This is a genomic window from Paenibacillus sp. 1-8, from assembly GCF_056316205.1.
On the sequence record NZ_CM149995.1, the window covers coordinates 356,771 to 375,116 of the forward strand.

Annotated in this window: 17 protein-coding genes and 1 pseudogene; 11 read left to right on the plus strand and 7 right to left on the minus strand. The window is 46.8% G+C overall.

Translation table 11 applies throughout. The features are described 5' to 3' along the window. Positions 1-33: 33 nt before the first annotated feature. Entirely contained in the window at positions 34-1,449 is a 1,416-nt protein-coding gene (pyk, locus tag AC0WRU_RS01605; RefSeq protein ID WP_476126962.1) for a pyruvate kinase, read from the plus strand. Between the two features lie 69 nt (positions 1,450-1,518). On the opposite strand, the gene AC0WRU_RS01610 is transcribed toward pyk, so the two are convergent. The 6 genes from AC0WRU_RS01610 to AC0WRU_RS01635 all read right to left on the minus strand — a co-directional run bounded on the left by AC0WRU_RS01610 (position 1,519) and on the right by AC0WRU_RS01635 (position 7,569). Then, positions 1,519-1,920 carry a hypothetical protein gene (locus AC0WRU_RS01610; protein ID WP_476126963.1) on the minus strand — a complete coding sequence of 134 codons (402 nt, stop codon included), beginning with the start codon at positions 1,918-1,920 and terminating at the stop codon, positions 1,519-1,521. Positions 1,921-2,177: 257 nt separating this feature from the next. Continuing rightward, a complete protein-coding gene (locus tag AC0WRU_RS01615) occupies positions 2,178-3,299 on the minus strand; it encodes a GerAB/ArcD/ProY family transporter (protein ID WP_476126964.1) in 1,122 nt (373 codons plus the stop codon). Then, positions 3,289-4,440, minus strand: coding sequence for a GerAB/ArcD/ProY family transporter (locus tag AC0WRU_RS01620; RefSeq protein WP_476126965.1), 1,152 nt, complete (start codon positions 4,438-4,440; stop codon positions 3,289-3,291). Before AC0WRU_RS01620 ends, AC0WRU_RS01615 begins: the two co-directional genes overlap by 11 nt. 15 nt (positions 4,441-4,455) lie before the next feature. Next, on the minus strand, positions 4,456-4,707 hold the full coding sequence (locus AC0WRU_RS01625; protein ID WP_476126966.1) for a hypothetical protein: 252 nt from the start codon (positions 4,705-4,707) through the stop codon (positions 4,456-4,458). Positions 4,708-4,730: 23 nt separating this feature from the next. Next, a complete protein-coding gene (locus AC0WRU_RS01630; RefSeq protein ID WP_476126967.1) occupies positions 4,731-5,933 on the minus strand; it encodes a Ger(x)C family spore germination protein in 1,203 nt (400 codons plus the stop codon). Positions 5,934-5,973: 40 nt separating this feature from the next. Continuing rightward, entirely contained in the window at positions 5,974-7,569 is a 1,596-nt protein-coding gene (locus AC0WRU_RS01635; protein ID WP_476126968.1) for a spore germination protein, read from the minus strand. A 396-nt stretch (positions 7,570-7,965) separates the two neighbouring features. On the opposite strand from AC0WRU_RS01635, the gene AC0WRU_RS01640 reads away from it, so the two are divergent. The 10 genes and pseudogenes from AC0WRU_RS01640 (at position 7,966) to AC0WRU_RS01685 (ending at position 17,173) form a co-directional block, all read left to right on the plus strand. After that, on the plus strand, positions 7,966-10,404 hold the full coding sequence (locus AC0WRU_RS01640; protein ID WP_476126969.1) for a LamG-like jellyroll fold domain-containing protein: 2,439 nt from the start codon (positions 7,966-7,968) through the stop codon (positions 10,402-10,404). Positions 10,405-10,802: 398 nt separating this feature from the next. Beyond that, positions 10,803-11,003 carry a cold-shock protein CspD gene (gene cspD / locus AC0WRU_RS01645; protein WP_013308356.1) on the plus strand — a complete coding sequence of 67 codons (201 nt, stop codon included), beginning with the start codon at positions 10,803-10,805 and terminating at the stop codon, positions 11,001-11,003. Between the two features lie 131 nt (positions 11,004-11,134). After that, a complete protein-coding gene (locus AC0WRU_RS01650; RefSeq protein WP_430041587.1) occupies positions 11,135-11,350 on the plus strand; it encodes a cold-shock protein in 216 nt (71 codons plus the stop codon). Between the two features lie 430 nt (positions 11,351-11,780). Beyond that, positions 11,781-12,107, plus strand: a complete 327-nt coding sequence (locus AC0WRU_RS01655; RefSeq protein WP_025684437.1) for a hypothetical protein — start codon at positions 11,781-11,783, stop codon at positions 12,105-12,107. A 306-nt stretch (positions 12,108-12,413) separates the two neighbouring features. Further along, complete coding sequence (locus AC0WRU_RS01660) at positions 12,414-12,827, plus strand: GntR family transcriptional regulator (protein WP_354454782.1); 414 nt, start codon at positions 12,414-12,416, stop codon at positions 12,825-12,827. Continuing rightward, positions 12,824-13,536, plus strand: a pseudogene (locus AC0WRU_RS01665) (ABC transporter ATP-binding protein). The gene AC0WRU_RS01660 and the pseudogene AC0WRU_RS01665 overlap by 4 nt, the downstream one beginning before the upstream one ends. Then, positions 13,533-14,300 carry an ABC transporter permease subunit gene (locus tag AC0WRU_RS01670; protein ID WP_476126971.1) on the plus strand — a complete coding sequence of 256 codons (768 nt, stop codon included), beginning with the start codon at positions 13,533-13,535 and terminating at the stop codon, positions 14,298-14,300. Before AC0WRU_RS01665 ends, AC0WRU_RS01670 begins: the two are co-directional and overlap by 4 nt. A 37-nt stretch (positions 14,301-14,337) precedes the next feature. Next, positions 14,338-14,823 (plus strand): cytochrome c biogenesis protein CcdC, encoded by a 486-nt coding sequence (locus tag AC0WRU_RS01675; protein WP_476126972.1) that lies wholly within the window; start codon positions 14,338-14,340, stop codon positions 14,821-14,823. 353 nt (positions 14,824-15,176) lie between these two features. After that, positions 15,177-16,400 (plus strand): stalk domain-containing protein, encoded by a 1,224-nt coding sequence (locus AC0WRU_RS01680; RefSeq protein WP_476126973.1) that lies wholly within the window; start codon positions 15,177-15,179, stop codon positions 16,398-16,400. A gap of 95 nt (positions 16,401-16,495) precedes the next feature. Next, on the plus strand, positions 16,496-17,173 hold the full coding sequence (locus AC0WRU_RS01685; RefSeq protein WP_476128532.1) for a hypothetical protein: 678 nt from the start codon (positions 16,496-16,498) through the stop codon (positions 17,171-17,173). A gap of 100 nt (positions 17,174-17,273) precedes the next feature. On the opposite strand, the gene AC0WRU_RS01690 is transcribed toward AC0WRU_RS01685, so the two are convergent. Further along, complete coding sequence (locus AC0WRU_RS01690) at positions 17,274-18,281, minus strand: LacI family DNA-binding transcriptional regulator (protein ID WP_476128533.1); 1,008 nt, start codon at positions 18,279-18,281, stop codon at positions 17,274-17,276. Between the last annotated feature and the right edge of the window lie 65 nt (positions 18,282-18,346).

Below are 18,346 nucleotides of genomic sequence, written 5' to 3' on the forward strand. Positions count from 1 at the left end.
AACAGTAAAGACATTCAGGAGGATGACATTACTATGCTTAAAACGAAAATTATCTGTACTATGGGACCTGCCTGCGACTCCATTCATTTGTTAAAAGAAATGATCCAGGCTGGTATGACAGTAGCCCGCTTGAACATGGCTCACGGGGAGCTGGAAGATCACGTTAAACGTATTGAAAATGTGCGGCAGGCCGCGAAGGAACTGAACACCTTTATTCCTGTCATGATGGATATCAAGGGACCGGAAATACGGATTGGCAAGCTGAAAGAAGCATCCTGTCTGCTGAAGCCAGGTAGCCAGCTTATTTTGACCACGGAAGAAATTTTGGGGGACGAGCATCGTATTTCGGTCAACTACCCGGATATGCCGAAGGATATCAAAGCTGGCGACCGTATTCTCATTGATGATGGCTTGGTCGATCTGACTGTAGCCTCTATTAAGGGAACCGAAATGATCTGTACCATTGTAAGCGGCGGTATTTTGAAACCGAGAAAAGGTGTGAACCTGCCAGGGATTCATACGACCCTTCCGGGCGTAACAGAGCGCGATGTGAAGCACATCCAATTCGGAGTGGAGCAGCGTATCGAGCTTATTGCGGCTTCTTTTGTGCGTAAAGGCGATGATATTCGTGAGATCCGTGAGATTTTGAAGGGACATAACGCCGAGCATGTACAAATTTATTCTAAAATTGAAAATGCCGAAGGTATGGAAAACCTCGATGATATTATCAAGGCTTCGGACGGTATTATGGTAGCCCGTGGTGATCTGGGTGTTGAAGTGCCGATTCAGGACGTACCTGTGATGCAAAAGGAAATGATCGACAAGTGTAATCTGGTCGGCAAGCCGGTGATCGTGGCTACACACATGCTGGAATCTATGCAGGTAAACCCGCGTCCGACGAGAGCTGAAGTCAGTGACGTGTTTAACGCTGTTATGCAAGGAGCCGATGTGGTTATGCTGTCGGGCGAATCCGCTGCGGGTAAATACCCTGTCGAGTCCGTGCGGACGATGGCTGCCGTAGCTGCCAGAGCTGAATCTCAATTTGATTATCAGGAGCAGTTCGATAAGCGCAGAGCACGCCAAAGCACGAACATTACCGAGGTTATTAGTCAAGGTGCGGTTAGTTCGTCCCTGGAGCTGGATGCCAAAGCGATTATTACGTCTACGGCCAGCGGCTTCACGGCCCGTATGGTGTCCAAATATCGTCCGAAGGCTCCAATTATTGCAGTTACCCCAAACAATACGGTGTTCGCTAAAATTTGTCTGTTATCCGGGGTATTCCCGGTCAAAGGCGATAAGGTAGTGACGACGGATGAAATGTTCGAATCCTCCATCCGCAACGCCCTGAATGCAGGGTATATTCAAAAAGGAGACACCGTTGTCGTGTCGGCAGGCGTTCCTGTCGCCGAGGCCGGTGCCACCAACCTGATTCGAGTACATCAAGTGTAAGTGTAGATACAGACAGCAGAAAGGCGCTGATCCCCAACAGGCTCAGCGCCTTTTTACATGGACTTATTTTTACAGTCCAAACACACTCTTGGCAACGACCTGCGTCAATTCTGCCTTATGGGCTTGGTACTGTTCAGGCGTAATACTCTTGTTGGCCAGCCGTTGATCTAACTGCTCCGTCAACTGAGCCACCTGCAAATCAACGATAGCTTGAGCGTCCCGTTCATTATATTGTGCAATATCTGCCAAGGTTTGACCGTTATATAACGCATCATACAATTGCTCATCCGAGGATACACCCAGTGTTTCCAGCAACTCATCATCCTTGGAAGCCTCACTGTCCTGTAGCTGAAGGGCTCTCTCTGGAGCCAGTGCAGAAGCATTGGCCCGACTTCCCCCCCATGTAGAGGACTGCCCAATAGACAACGCCAGCAACAAGGTGCAGATGACCAAGATTCGTTTTCGATTCATAAGTGTAAAGTCTCCTTTGTTTTCTTTAAAATTCTGACAGGGTGGAACGGTATATGGATATCCAACGGGAATAATATTTATGCCTTTAGCACATCCGGTTTTTATGTAGTTACCAGATTCTTAAATACATCATACACGCCCAATCTTAGCGCCAGCTTAATACTCGTTTAAAATAAACTAAAAGAGCACATTGTAAACAGGTAACAGCAAAAAAATTTCACCGATGCTCGTAGGATGGATCGTACGATGGATGTGATCTATCCTTTGGACCCTGTTTTTTTCTTTGACCAGAGTTTTCGTATCCCGTGAATACAGAGCAGCAGCAGAGGCAAAAGAAGCCCTATAGATAACGTATAAGATATCCATACCGTCCCATCCCACGTATGTTGGTAAGGGACATTCGGATATATGACGACCGACATGACGACCAAGATCATCCCGAGAGGTAAAATTAGAGGCCGATAATCTTTCAAATTGAAGATTTGAGCTATGCCCACCACAATTGCATATAAATATATAGTGATCCTAAAATAGAGCGAAATAAACCATATGATGGCCATGATCGCTTCGATGCGCTGTAGAAAATTGCCGATGCTGATTTTTTTGGCTAACGAATAGCTTGGAAATATACTTCTTGCCGTTAAATCAGGTCCTAAAATCAAAATCGAGAATGCAACGACCAGGAACATCATCATCCCGCCAAGCATGCTTCCGTTGAAAAAAGCTTTACGGGCTTTATCGGTACGATTCACAGCCGGAAAAATCATTAACAAAACGATATGGGGTAGAAATAAAACACTAATAAAGGATAGCGCAGCAGGCCAGATTGGTCCTATCCCTGCCTCAAACACGGGCTGGATATTTTCCAGTTTGATCTCAGGCGCAATTAAAATAGTCCCAGAAATATAAAGGAGGATAAATAAGGGGAACAATAGTTCGGCAGAACGGGCGAACGTTTCAATTCCAAGCCGTACCCCCATGATTACAATGACCGCAAAAAGAATATTCAGGGATTGAGCCGGCGTTTCCGGCATGATTTGGGTGGTCAGGAAATTTCCTACATCATACAACACTGAGGCAGGACCACTCAAGAAAAGAGTAAAGATAAACAGAAGAGAAATGGTTTTGCCCAACCATTTTCCGAGAAGGGTTTCAATGATCTCAGCCAATGTCATCCGTGGATAAAGGGTCGCTAGCGTATTGTAAATCCATACAAGGAAAAAACCGGCTCCCACCCCAACGAGCGCGGCGATCCACGCATCCTGTTTGGCCACGAAGGTCATGCCTGAGGGAATGACTAAGATTGCGCTGCCGATCGTAAATAAAGTCGTTAAGATCATAAATTGACGTCCGGAGATTTTGACTTGCTTAGGCATCATCTTCACCTCTATCTTCACGTTTAACATTCGGCATGTTATTTTTGTTTGTCTCCAACCTTTTCAGGGCATGTATACTGAGCAGCAGTAAGGGAAAAAACAACCCGAACGATAATGTATAAGGAATCCACGTCTTTGTATCATAGGCTTGTTGATAAGGAACATTGGGATATACGATGATTGACATGACGACTAAAAGAATGCCGAGAGGAAGCACTAACTGTCGGTCGTTTTTCAAGCAAAAGATTTGGGCTATTGCTGTCACAATGGAGTGCATATACAACGTGATCCTGAAAAAGAGCGAAATAAACCACATGGTAGCCATGATCGCTTCGATGCGCTGTAGAAAATTGCCGATGCTAATTTTTTTGGCTAATGCATAGCTTGGATACATATTTCTTGCTGTTAGATCAGGACCTAATACCAAAATAGCCAATGTAACGACCACGACCAACATCAATCCCCCAATCAGGCCTCCTGTGAAAATGGCTTTACGGGCTTGATCGAAACGATTGACAGAAGTCGGGAAGATCATGAGCAGAACGAGATGAGGAAGAAACGCTGTGCTGACAAAGGACAGGGCAGCAGACCCAATAGGCCCCACTCCCGCTTCCAGTACAGGTTGAACGTTTTCCAATTTAATATTGGACACCACCAAACCCGTAAAAGAAATGTAAAGCAGGATAAATAATGGAAACATCAGTTCGGCTGAACGAGCCAGCACTTCCAGTCCCAGCCGGACAGCCAACAATATAATAAGCGCAAAAAGGATGTTTACCGCTTGTATTGGTGTTTCCGGGATCATTTGAGTGGTCATAAAATTCCCCAGGTAAAACAAAACGGTAACAGGAGCATTGATGAAAAATGTGGCGAAAAACAGAAGACCAACGGTTTTACCTAGCCACTTTCCGAGCAGGGCTTCCATTATTCCAATCAGGGTCATCTGTGGATACAGCGCCGCAAGCTTGATGTACAAATACAAGATGAGAAGCCCGGCCCCGACCCCGACAAACGCGGCAATCCACGCATCCTGTTTGGCTACCAGCGCCATGCCTGATGGGATGATGAGAATTGCGCTCCCAACCGTATATAAAGTCGTCAAGATCATAAGTTGACGTGCTGAGATTTTAATCTGTCCGGGCACCAATTTCACCTCGTCTTATTTTATTAGACCGATATGGGTTAGGAAATCGGTGAATGGTCTATACACGGCTGTGATCCAATCCAGAGGAGTAGGAATAAACCCACTTAATGCCCTGGCGCTGCTGATTCCGACCCCAAGAAGGAGCAGGATGGAAAACAGCCAAAGCTCTTTTTTTAACCCCTTTTTCCACATGTACGGGACCTCAAACATGCATATTGCAGCAGCAACCAGCAATATGCCCAGAACGTTCACTATTTTAGGCAGCATCTTTTAACACCTTCTTTGGTAGGTTACTCTTTAATCTCATTCAGGAATGAGCTGCCAATCGTGCCCAAGCGCCGAATCTTGAAATCGACCTTGATATCTACAGGTAATTCTGCAAAATACTCATGATCCCAATTCTTTTTCAGTGCATTCCAGGTCTTCGGATCAGCGCGGTGAATGGCTTCACCGAATCCGAAAATGTCAGATTTGTACGATTTTTGAGCTTTTCTGACGGCTGATTTCATAATCTCTTCGATCCTTTCTTCCAATTTCTTCTCCAGCTCATAAATCGTGCTCACTTTGGTTAAATCCAGGGCCTGACACTCAACTTCTCCCACGTTGGCCTCAACATGCACTTTAACATTGATCCGGGGCTCTCCCTTATGCACGCTTCCTTTTATGGCAGTTTGGGTTCGAATGATCTCCGTAACGACTTTTCCGCCTGCGGGGCAGGTCACAAAGCCAACAGAGCTTTGCACTTTGCCGAGAATGAAGTTGTAGCCCCTGCTTTCCGTTTCGTTTAACCATCCGATTAATTTGTCTTTTCTGAACACTGCAAGTCCCGAATACTGTAAACGGGCAGGTGGGTCGATCTTTTGGATATTGCTGTTCGATTCTCCCATTTCTGTATTGCCAACGATCCGAAGTCCTGTCAAGATAGGCTGCATTCCTTCGCTCGTGAGAGCTGCAATCAATTCATCCAAGGTTACCGTCATACTGGGCGACCAATTTTTCTCCGATGACTCCAGGGAGGCGAAAAGGTCATTCGCCGGAATCGGGTCCAAGGGCGTCATAATTTTCAATGTGTCCTCCGCCCGGGCGCCCTTTGACACCACAATATAAAAATCGGTGCGGAACTCATGATCCCTGGAGAGTAAATCCAGAGCTTTTGCCATCCCTTCGGTCGCTATCGACTCACCGATTACGCATATGCGCAGGTGAGCAAAATACACTTTTCGGGGACTAAGCGTCGTTATTTTCCGGATGGCTTCAAACACGGTATCAGCTTCCGCTATGTACAACGTGGCTGGAGCCCCACCGCTTGCTCCTTTTTTGGCTGCTTCTCCGGGGTCCACAACCTGGACGGAGACACGGAATTGATCTCCATGTTTATCGATCCCCATACCGACAGCGATAGCAAGCTCATTCAGCTCCTTGCGGTTCCAACAGCCCGTCAGAAGCAAGACAAGTGTAAGCATCAGGAATAGAAATGCCGTCTTCCGTTTCATGATTGTCTACTCCTTTCCGTCTGCTCCTGTCTTCTCCACTTTATTCCCGTGGTTTCCGGGGCGGGGTGCTGTTTCGGCGATTCACATTCTTCTGATCAACGAGCCGGGGACGTGTAATCATCATCCAGTGAGGAAGCCGAAAGATGGTATCCTTGGTGTCCGACGGTATTAGAGGGGCAAAAGGAGACATATAGGGAACGCCAAACGAACGAAGGCTGCACATATGCAGGATGAGGGCAATGCCGCCGACGATAATCCCGAATAGTCCAAATGAAGCGGCAAGCCCCATCAAGGGAAAGCGCAGCATACGAAAAGCGATGGACATATTATAGGCAGGCAGAACGAAGCTGGAAATCGCTGTAATGGATACGACAATAACCATCGCAGCAGATATGATGCCCGCCTCGACAGCCGCTTGTCCGATGACGAGCGTGCCTACGATGGAGACGGCTGCCCCGATATACTTTGGCATGCGGACGCCGGCTTCTCGTAATATTTCAAAAGTCAATTCCATCATGAGCGCTTCGATAAAGGCGGGAAAAGGAACGGCCTCCCGCTGTGCCGCCAGACCGATCAGCAGTGAGGTTGGCAGCATTTCCTGATGAAACGTAGTGATGGCAACATATAAGGACGGACCAAGCAGGGAAATAAAGACCCCGGTGTAACGAAGAAGCCGGATGAAGCTGCTGATATCGGCACGCTGATAATAATCCTCCGCCGCATGCAGGAAGGAAACAAACAGCGCGGGTACGACAAGCACAAACGGGGTTCCATCCACCAGGATCGCGATCTTGCCTTCCAGCAGCTCGGCGGCGATGACGTCCGGGCGTTCGGAATTGTATACTGTCGGAAAAGGGGTAAATGTTTCGTCCTGGATTAACTCCTCGATATACCCGCTTTCAAGAATGCTGTCTACATCAATGCGATTCAGCCGCTCATGCACTTCTTCGACCAATTTGTTGTTCACGATTCCCTTAATGTACATGACAGCGACATCGGTCTTGGTCACGCGGCCGATTTGTTTTGTTTCCAGCCACAGATTCGGATCTTTGATCTTACGCCGGATCAAGGCCGTATTCGTGCGTAGTGCTTCAGAAAATCCTTCCCGCGGCCCACGGACGACATTTTCTGAGGCAGGTTCGGTGACCCCGCGATCTTTCCATCCTCGTGCGCTGGCCACGATTCCCTGAGTCTCACCGTCAACCAAAATGATTGCATCTCCGGATAACAGAGCGGTATATAAGGTTTCAAAGTCAGTAACATTCCGGATATCTCCGATGGTCAGAGCGTAATCTTTCAAAATTTGCATGACATTAGAGGAGGTTTGAATCTTGTGCTCCACGTCCCCGGACAAGCCGCTATCCAGCATCATCGACTCCATGATGAAGTCGGAGACTACATTCGTATCCGCCAAGCCGTCAGTATAGAGAATAGCAATGTTTTGTTCACCATCCTTGCCGATACGAACTTCTCTTATGATGATGTCGGTGCTGTTACCGAGTGTTTGTCTGATCCGCTGAAGATTTGACCCGATATTTGCACTGAGCTGCGCCTCTGAATGTGCAGGCTTACTCTCGGTGTGCTGGACAGGTGGCTTTTTAAACTTGTTGTGGCTGCTTCTTTTCCGAAAACGCATGAATGTTCGCCCTCTCCTTGCGGATGCTTTTTAATCCAGTATGGACGCATTGGGCTTCTGATAAACTTACTATTCGAATTTCGATGGTATCGGCAGGAAAGATAGCAAACTGAGTTTTTGTAATTAATAATTTTATTAAACAATTCATATAAATATAAAATTAAATATTGAATTTTCCATATTGTTTGCATAATATAGAGGTACGGTTCACAGTCAGGTTTGAGCCGCCCTTCTTAGAGAGAAGGGTTTTCATTTTTAAACAAATTGAAAGCGCTTTAATACCTGCCGGGGGTGATGATGAGTATCTATTTCAAGAGGGAAATAAACGAATCAAAATACAATAGAAGCCTGACCGCTGATTAACCAGGTTTGTTCAAATCGAGAGGAGATTAGTTAATGAAACGATTATTTTTCCGCAAAGTAACGGCAGCTTCTCTGGCAGGTGCTTTGCTGTTACCTGCCTCTTTTGCAGGCGCGGAGCAAACGCTCAACCCGAATACAGATGGGATTCAGAATGCGGGACAGATTACACTTCAAGATCAGAGTCAGGAGAACGTTACAATTCAGAGCAAAAAGGTGGCGGCCTCTTTCAAGGAAACCTCCGTGCATGATCCTTCCATTCTGAAGGTGAAAGATACCTTTTATATTTTTGGCTCTCATTTGGCGGCTGCCAAGTCCAAGGATCTCATGAATTGGGATACGATTGCTACAGGAGTAGCAAATGGCAACGTATTGATTCCGAACGTCAAAGAGGAATTAAAAGAAGTGCTAGAATGGGCGCAGACTGATACGTTGTGGGCAGCCGATGTCATTCAACTGGCGGACGGCAAGTTTTATATGTACTATAATGCCTGCAAAGGTGACTCTCCGCGCTCTGCGATGGGTGTAGCGGTGGCTGACAAAATCGAAGGACCCTACAAGAACAAAGGGATTTTCCTGAAATCCGGCATGTGGGGACAACCGAGTGAGGACGGAACCGTCTATGATGCGACCAAGCATCCAAATGTCGTGGACCCGGATACTTTTTATGATAAGAACGGCAAGCTGTGGATGGTATACGGGTCCTATTCAGGAGGCATCTTTATTCTGAAAATGGATGAGAAAACAGGGAAGCCGCTGCCCGGACAAGGATATGGAAAAAAGCTGACAGGCGGTAACCATGCCCGTATGGAAGGGCCGTACATACAATATAGTCCGCAAACAGACTATTATTACTTGTTCCTGTCTTATGGCGGCTTGTCGGCAGATGGCGGATACAACCTACGTGTGGCTCGCTCCAAAACACCGGATGGTCCTTTTTACGATGCTGAGGGCAACGACATGATCAAGGTCAAGGCGAACCCTGACAAACCTCTTTTTGATGACGCTTCCATTGAGCCGTACGGTGTCAAGCTGATAGGGAATTACCTGATTCCAAGGGAAGTCGGTGATCCGGGTACAGGACTGGGTACAGGCTATGTTTCTCCCGGACATAACTCGGCTTATTACGATCCCAAGACCAAGAAGCATTTTCTGATCTTCCATTCCCGTTTTCCGGGACGGGGCGAGGAATTTGAGGTACGCGTGCATGAAATGTTCATGAACGCTGACGGTTGGCCCGTAGTTAATCCTTATCGTTATTCGGGAGATGAGGATTCTCTTAAAAAGTTGTCGGAAAAGGATGTCCTTGGTCATTACTCGTATGTAAATCACGGAAAAGAAATTTCGGCCAATATTAAGCAAGCTCTGACCGTCAATTTGGATAGCGGCGGCAAACTGTCCGGCGGAGCGAACGGTACATGGAAGCTTGGCACAGGTAACCAGTTGGAGATTACAGCGGATGGTACAAAGTACAAAGGCGTGTTCCTGCGGCACTTTGATCCAGATACGGGCACCAAGACGCTTGCTTTCACTGCGCTATCCTCCAAGGGTGTTGCGGTATGGGGTACGCTAAAGCCTGAACTGAAGGCCAGCAAGATTGTGGCTGCTGTGCAGAAGGATCTGAGTCTGGGCGATTTGAGCAACGTTTTTTATAATCTGACGCTGCCTACTCAAGCTACACAAGATACCACCATTTCGTGGGAGTCCTCACGTCCTGAGAACATTTCCGTGACAGGTGAAGTGTACCGTCCAGAAGCGGGCTCCCAGCCTGCAACGGTCACATTGACCGCGACCATTAAAAAAGACAAAGCAACGGCGAAGAAAAGCTTCCAGGCCATTGTTCCCGAACAGGCTCAAGGTCCGCAGCTCGCGCACTATTCATGGAGTGAGGATCAAGGGACAACGGTCGTGGACAGCACATACAACAACTATGATGGCAAGGCATTCGGGGGAGCCACATGGGACAAGGAAGGCAAATCCGGTGGAGCTCTTGCTTTAAACGGCAAGGATGGCTATGTGCAGCTGCCGGGTACGGTAACAGATGCGGAGGACTTTACTTTTTCTGCTTGGGTAAACTGGAAGGGCGGCGCAGCCTGGCAGCGAATTTTTGACTTCGGAAATGGGCAGAGCCGCCATATGTTCCTGACCCCATCCCAAGGAAGCGGTGTGCTACAGTTTACGATTTATGAAGGTACGGATCAAAGCTTGCTTTCCAAAGCACCGCTGCCCTTGAACCAGTGGACGCATGTAGCGGTTACACTGGAGGGGAATACAGGGAAGCTGTATGTAAACGGTGAAGAGGTAGCTGTTAATGACAGCGTTACCTTTAACCCGAGAGAACTCCTGACGAGCGAGGCTTATCTCGGTAAAAGCCGCTTTGCCGCCGATGCTAACTTTAATGGAAGTCTGGATGAGGTTCAATTGTATAACAAAGCGCTGACAACAGATGAAATTAAGGCATTGGCAGGTCTTTGATGCTGGTTAAAAGGTAACGCAACAGAGTGGATGCAGAAGACGGCTATTTTGAAAAAGTTCGTCTTCTGCATAATGTTTTGTATATTTATTTTTCATTTGCTGGTATAATAAAAAGCAGTTGCGGATATACTGTTTTAAGTAGGCGTTGATGATTGACTATCGCCTGATGAATACAGCTTGAACACATAAATAGAGGACAAGAGCAATCCGCATAATTTAAATTTCACCAGTGCTTGCGTTTTCAATACACTTATGGTAATATGAGTATATTGAAATTGTGACCTGAGATTCGCATATTGTAGAGGGCTATTGTTTTAGGTTGAAATAACCTTGTACAATATGTGAATTTTTATTTGTAAAAAATAAAGGTCATATAAATACATTTTGGAGGTAATTCCATGCAAACAGGTACAGTAAAATGGTTTAACGCAGAAAAAGGTTTTGGTTTCATCGAGGTTGAAGGTGGAAGCGACGTATTCGTTCACTTCTCCGCAATCCAAGGCGACGGCTTCAAATCTTTGGACGAAGGCCAACGCGTAGAATTCAACGTAGTTGAAGGAAACCGTGGACCACAAGCTGAGAACGTTGTAAAACTGTAATTTAAAATTACAGCCTACTTCAGATGCCCCGAACATAGCGTTTGGGGCATTTGTTTTTATCTGTTCACAAGGCCGTTTTTGAACTGATTACATCTTATCGCTTTATAAATCATGAAGAAAGAGGGATGTTTATGTACAATTCACGGAAAAAGCCAATGGATGAGATTCCTGAGGAAATTACAACTGTCTGGAATTGCGCCAGCGATACGTGCAATGGATGGATGCGGGATAACTTCGCTTTTTCTGTCGAGCCGACATGCCCCATTTGCGGTTCTGCCATGGTGAAGGGCGAGAAAAAGCTGGCCATTTTGAATAATACGAGCTTTAATCATACCAAACAATCCTAATGGGATATATGTTTGTAGTGAAGGATGCCCCATAGCCGCTTACGGCGCTGAGGCGTCTTTTTTGTTTTTTGGAGAACGCACCGCAAGGTGCTATTTTTTTTGCACATATGAATGTCCTAGTTCTCCGATTATGGCATGGGGGAAGGTTGAGATAGTATGCTCAGTAAGGTGGAATTAAATTCGGGGAGGCGCATCGTAGAATACAGCATGACCGCTGCGTTCCACCTCGATATAATATCCCAATGCGTTCACCCCTTTGGAGTCACAAAAATTCGTTCTTTCTCACATGTATGTAGTTAGGGCTTAGCTCATACGAAAAAGGGATAGCAGCAGTCACGATTTAAACATATTGATTGTTAAAAAATGTATGTCATCCAGCATAGCGATAAGATATAATGATGGGATGAAATAGCACCGGGAGAGTGGAACAATGGCACCATCAAAAACTTTAAAATGGATTACAGGCGGTTTAGAGCTATTTTTAGCTATTCCTGTTTTGGGCGGACTCATCGTCGTAAACTCCGTGTATACCGTGTTGTTCTTTATGATGATTCTCCATATTGTTACATTAGTGCTATCTGTGGTAAACAAGGAGGCCTATTATGGATCTATCTTGGGCATCGTGACCTCTGTTGTTGGATGGATTCCGTTCGTGGGTTGGTTGATGCATTTGCTTTCAGGTATATTTTTGATGGTTACAGCAGCTCAACAGCCGCGTTATCAAGATCGTAACTCCTATGATGATTATCGCTACTAAGTTATACACGGCATGAAATGATGAAAGATCCTGATAATACAGGGTCTTTTTTTTCACCCCTTAAATCTTCCCATTATTTAGGTGCCTGAGTTTTGTCTACAATTGGAGCCTTCTTAGGTGTAGTTGAAGCAGTATGGGCTGCGCCAGTGGAGTACAATGCTGTCTGAGCGCAAGCTGAACATTTGCTGAATAGGTTTTTGAACGGTATGACTAAAATCTCAACTAAAAATATACTTGTATTACGTGTATTAAGTGATACAATACACTATATGCACGATAGATGCAGCGGATTAGGGGGAAACACCCATGGAAGAGCAAAGGGTTGGCTCGCTTCGGTTTCTAATTGATTTTAGCCAGCCATTATATGAACAGATATTAAATCAGGTACGAAGCTCCATTGCCAAAGGGGAGATTGAAATGGGAAGCAAAATGCCGTCCGTTCGTGATCTGGCACAGGAATTGCGTATGAATCCGAATACAGTGATGCGGGCTTATCAGGAGCTGGAGCGGGACGGACTGACCGAGAAGCGGCGCGGCTTGGGAACCTATGTTACGTCGTCCAGTGAGCGGGTAGACAACTTTCGGGAACAACTGGCCCTGACGTATATAGATCAGTTCCTGGGACAGATGAGCAGTCTGGGGCTGTCATGGGAGGATGTACAGCGGTATATAGCAAGCAAACAGAACGGGAATGATGAGGAAGGAGGCGAAGGGGCATGACGGAATCTATTGTGGTTGCGAACCATATCACGAAGCAATATGGCAGTAAAAAGGCGCTGGATCAATTGGATGTCGTCATTCCTGCAGGCCGCATTGTAGGGGTGCTTGGGCCTAATGGCTGCGGTAAGTCCAGCTTTTTTCGGGCGATCACCGGATTGATTCAGCCGGACGGAGGCAGTCTTGAGGTGCTGGGGCAAAGACCCGGCTGGGAAACCAACCGTGGCATATCCTACCTGCCTGACCGGGCTCGCTGGTACCCCAATCATACGGTTCAGCAGACACTGGAGTGGGGACAGTCCTTTTTGCCTGGCTTTAATATGAAGGATGCGCATAAGCTGGCTGATCATATGGACGTGGAGCTGGAGTTGAAAATGGCCGGGTTGAGCCGCGGCAGGAGGCACGTGTGCTGCTGATTCTGTGTCTGGCGCGTGAGGTTCCGCTCATGATCCTGGATGAACCGTTTGCGGGTATTGATGTCCTTTCCAGAGAAGCAATCGTAGCTGGTATTATTGATTATTTGGAGGATCGGCAGCAATCCATACTCATGAGTACGCATGATATTCAGGAAGTGGAAGGCTTGTTTGACTACACGGTCATGATGGACCGCGGGCGGGTGATATGGTCCGGTGATTCGGATGATCTGCGTGGAGAGCATGGATCACTGAATCAGGTGTTCCGCAATTTGTACAAAAAGGAGTGGAAGGTGTGAATTCATCAGGGCTGTTCAAAGAATTGATACGCCATGAATTTCGAAATAAAGGTAGCTGGAGAAAGCAGAGCCGGAATCGACTGCCCAGATCATGGAGACTTGTTTATTTCTCGCTATTTCTAATTGCGGCGTTCGTTATTTCCTTGTATTTCGCGCTTCACAACCAACTCGAATTGACAAGGCTGTGGTATGTCACCCTGGGCTTGCCGTACATGATCATTTTTATGGGTGTGGGAAGTCTGAGAAGAGAATGGGAAAATGACACCTACGGATGGTGGCTGACCCTTCCTTATCCGCGCATGTGGCTGATTAGCGCCAAATGGGTTGCTACTATTTTACAAACTATTGTCGTGATATTGCTCCTGTTTGTGGTGGGTTCCCTGTACGCGCTGTTCATCTCATCGACCATACAGCCTTACACGTTTGCGGATGCAGCGTCCTTTGTCATTGCCGGATTTAACTGGTTTGTGGTGATTATCGCGTTCACCCCGTTTGTTATTGCGCTTGGTCTGCTTACAGTTAGTACAAAATTCAGCACATGGAGACCGATCAGCCCGATTCTCTGGATTGTGTTGATGGGTGGAGGGAGCGTCTTTTATTGGTCAAGCGAGCAAGGGATTTATAAGCAGTTTGACCATGCCTATGCGGGGCAATGGCTTCCCTTTACATGGCACTTCCCGGTTGCTGTGTTGATCAGTTGGTTGGCTGCATATGCAATAATCCGGCTGAACGCTTATTTGCTGGAGAAGAAACTGTCGATTTAGCATCGTCTCAAAAGATATATAGGAAAGGAGTTTCACCATGACGACGATATTCATCTATGCATTGTTGGCTGTTTTGGTGGGGCTGATGATCTGGTTGAGAGCCAAAAGACGAGGGGGACCGGTAAAAGGAAACGGAGTCCGTCTTTTGCTCCCCTTATTTATCGCATTCCCACTCATGATGATGTCTGTGTACCAATTGATGCATATTCCCGGTCAAACGCATGTGCTTCCCGCCTTTTGGGAGCTATTGGCTGCCGGGCTGTTAGGTGCGGTGTTTGGTTACGTCATTCTGCTGCATACGGCATATGAGAGACGGGACGACGGCCATATCTATCCCAAACCGAACAAATATTTTAAATACATTATTATTGCCATTATCTTAATTCGCATTATTTTGACCCAATATCTCAGCAGCTTGGGTACGACCGAGATTAGTGTATTGGCGATTACGATGGCACTCGTCTATATCTCCATCTGGCGAATTGGGAGCTTCATTAAGTTTCGGAGAACGTTATCGGTCTAAAGGGTATATGTCGTGTAAAGAAGCGGGTTTTCTGTTCAAAAGCGTTCATTCGCTTGGTGATAGAACCCGCTTATTTGTGGCTTTATCATAAATTCATCTGTTAGCCCATAAACATACATTGTTATTAACCACGGTATCCTTTATTCTAAGGTTGTAGCTTGCTGTTTTACCGGCTGCAAATATAAAAGTTTGAAAGGAGGGGGCATTGAAGTTTCAAAAGAATCCATCGGGGTTTAAAGGATAGGGTAGGATGTTGTAAATTCTTCTTTTTCGTGGTAAGGTGTAACCTAAGTAGTTACATATAAGGAAATCGTTTTCTATATTATTTTACAAGATGAGAGGGGCTTACATTCATGAAAAAACATACGGTTACCGCTGCACTCGCTGGCTTGCTCGTGCTGTCTTCTGCTGTGCCTGCTTTAGCTGCCGAGGTAAAACCCGCTACAGGTATCCAGGTTTGGGTAGATGGCAAGAAAGAGGCTTACAAGATCGCTCCTATCGTGAGAAATAAGCAGGTCTTAATTCCTTTGAGACAACTGGCCTCCAGTTTGGGGATCCCGCTGGATTCCAAGCATATTACGTTCAATACGGCGCGTCAAAGCACGACCATTCGGTATGATCAGGCGACGGTTGTACTGGTGTCAGGCAGTCCGGAAGCGCAAATCAACGGGATTAAGGTACCGCTGTCCACCTCGACCATCTTGACGAAACAAGGGGTAACCTATGTTCCGGTTGATGTCGTCAAAGAAGCGTGGGGCAAGCAAGTGATTTGGGACCCGGCCAGCCAAACGGTGCAAATCGGGGTGAGCAATAAGGATAAGGTCGTTGAAATCCTGAAAAGCTTTGAAACCGGAGACACGAAAGCGGCCGAGACTTGGATCAGCAAGGATCAGTACATTCAGCACAATCTGAGCTTTGCCAGCGGGAGAGATGCCTTGCTGAAAGGAATAAGTCAATTAAAGGAAGCTAATACAAAGATTGAAATCCACCGTGTGCTTCAGGATGGGAATTTTGTAGCGGTTCATTATAAAACGACAATTGCAGGGAAATCAAGCATTGTTTTTGATATTTTCCGCTTCGATAGCAATGGTAAAATCGTTGAGCATTGGGACAACATTCAAGATTCGGCTCCAGCCAATCCAAGTGGACGTACGATGATTGACGGAGCAACTCAAATCACAGATCGCAATAAAACCGAGACGAACAAAGCGTTGATCCGCAAGTTTGTCGATGATATTCTGGTTGGCAAGAACCGCGCCGCACTGGAAAGCTATTATAATGGTGATCATTACATTCAGCATAATCCCTTTTTTGGCGACGGTGTTTCCGTTCTGAAGCAACTATTCCCCGCAGCAAATGGAAACCAGGGGAATTCCTCTGGATACGATAAGGTGCATATGGTCATTGGAGAAGGAAACTTCGTACTGGCTGTGAGCGAGACCAAATCGCCTGAGGGGAACACGACTGCTGTCTATGATATGTGGCGTGTAGAGGACGGCAAAGTGGCAGAGCATTGGGATGTAGTTCAGGACATTCCGGCTAAAGCAGAGTGGAAAAATACGAACGGAAAATTTTAAAAACGACATTCACGGCATGACTGATACTTAAGGTGATTCCCTAACTACCCTATCCCTGCTAAAATGATGGAAACATGATGAGTGGGGATGGGATGATGGGAAGTTTTAAACAGAGGGTAGGCTGCCTGCATGCGCATCACTCGAATATTGCCTATGTGGAACGGGCTTTTGCTCCTTATGAGGTAGAACTGGAGCATTTTGTGGACCCTGCACTCATGTACAGAGTTTCATCTGATCCAGACTTTTCGGCAGCGGATGCCAGTCGGAAGGTAGAAGAGCAGCTAGAATGGATGGGCCAAAGCGGCGTAGATGTAATTTTGATTACGTGCACGAATTATATAGTCTTGGCGGAAAAGGTTCAATTGACAATACCTACACCCGTGATAACGCTGGATGAGCCCTTTTTCCATGAGATATGCGATGATCTGTTGCCACGGACCTTGGTATTTACGAATCCGGCTACTGTAGAGGGAACGATGAAGCGTCTTTATCATATAGCGGCCCTGTTAGGCAAGCCAGATATCTCTTCGTTGATAGAGGTCAAGGTGGTGGAGCACGCTTTTGAACTGATTATGCAAGGTCGCAAAGACGAATATATGGAAGTGCTGGTTCGTGCATTGCATGAACTGAGAGAGGCTGATCCAGACAGAACCCTGGCTGTGGCGCAGTTATCTATGGTTGATGCTGCATTGCAGGTGGAACTGGAGACGGGTCAGGCGATTGGCAATCCCTTACGGTCGTTGATGAATTTGCTTGAGGATTGGTTAGGTTGAAAAATAAGCATGACTAAAAGAACTTCCAACCCGTGTTCCGGGGCAGTGGAAGTTCTTTTTTTGCAGGATAGCGTGTAATTGGAGGCTTCTGCTGTGTTCATCAGGCATTCTGTTGATCTGGATTGCTGAATGCTGCGCCTGCGGATTCCCTTTGGACGAGTGTAACGTACAGCCGTTCATGCTCCACGTCGTCTTCCCCGGCAATGATTTTGAGAACCTGCTCGGCAGCTACAGCGCCCCATTTGCGCTTGGAATAGTCAATGGTCGTCAGACGGGGCTGAATATATTGTGCCAGCTCGATATTATCAAAGCCGACGATATGAATGTCCTTGCCGATGGTAAGCTCCGACTGAGCCATTCGATTGTAAAAGCCTACTGCCATCTCATCATTGAGACAGAATACCGCGACGGGTCCCGAATCCGGGCTGGCATGTTGCTGCAAAATGATCTCGGCCGCCTGTTCGCCGCCCGATTTCTCAAAATCGCCGCCAATTTCGATCATTTCGGCGGTGCCGCTGCGCTCGATCGTCTGTTTGACCGCCTGCATACGCTGCCATGAATCATAAGAGCCGTCTGGTCCAGTGACAACATACAGCTTGCGGTGTCCCATTTCCAGCAGATGCTCCACCGCGAGAGCGGCACCTGCTTTGTTATCCAGCAGCACCTGGTTAATGTTGGGATGATTTAACTCGCGGTCAAGTACGACAATTTTATGCCCACGCTCGGCGTAGTTCAGCAGTTCCTGACTATCGAACGTCTGATCCAGTATGATGGCTCCATCGATCATGCGCTCCGGCAGCATTCGGTGGGATTGCTTGCCGCTGCATACGATGAGGTCATAGTCTTTTCGGTTCAAAATCTCCTTGATGCCATACAGCAAATCTCCATAAACGTCTCCGCGGAAATCGGTTAGGAAGACGCCGATAATTTTGGTTTCCCTTTTTTTGAGATTACGTGCGGCGGCATTCGGCACATAGTTAAGCTCTTTGGCAATGGCTAAAATACGTGCGCAGGTCTCTTCTGTTACCTTATCACTGCCGTTCAAAGCGTATGAAACGGTAGATATGGAAACGCCCGCCTGTTTGGCGATATCTTTAATGCTGACCACATCGTTTCCTCCTTCTTGACGGGCAAGCAGCAAAGGGCGATCCCGCAAGATCGCCATCGCTTTGT